The 365-nt window shown below is 45.5% G+C and carries 1 protein-coding gene; it reads right to left on the bottom strand.

From position 1 onward, the window contains the following. Window positions 1–365 (bottom strand): ABC transporter transmembrane domain-containing protein (locus AAEZ05_RS27915; protein ID WP_350649789.1); only part of this gene is annotated, 365 nt, incomplete at both ends.

The following is a 365-nucleotide window of genomic DNA, read 5'->3' on the forward strand; positions in this document are numbered from 1 at the left end:
CTGGCAAACAGCGGCAGCATATCGATAAAGAAATTTTGCACCAGACTGGTCAGGCTGCTAACGCCATAATCGATACGGGTTTGTAATTTACCGCTGTCGTTTTCGCTACTGGTATAAAACGCCATACGGTAGGTCAAGATACGCTCAATGATTTTTTGCGATAAATCACGCGATAGATTGATACGAATCTTTTCACCATAAAAGCGCTGACCAAACGAGATGAATATCGATAACACCTCTTTGGTCAATAGCACCGCACTAATAATACCTAGCATTCGCCAACCCGCGTCCCAAGGATCGGCAAGGGTAGCAATTTCGGTCAAAGTATCAACCGCATAGCGCAGCACAAAGGCATTGACCTGTGC

This window comes from Pseudomonas sp. HY13-MNA-CIBAN-0226 (assembly GCF_040310305.1).
GTDB lineage: Bacteria > Pseudomonadota > Gammaproteobacteria > Pseudomonadales > Pseudomonadaceae > Aquipseudomonas > Aquipseudomonas gregormendelii.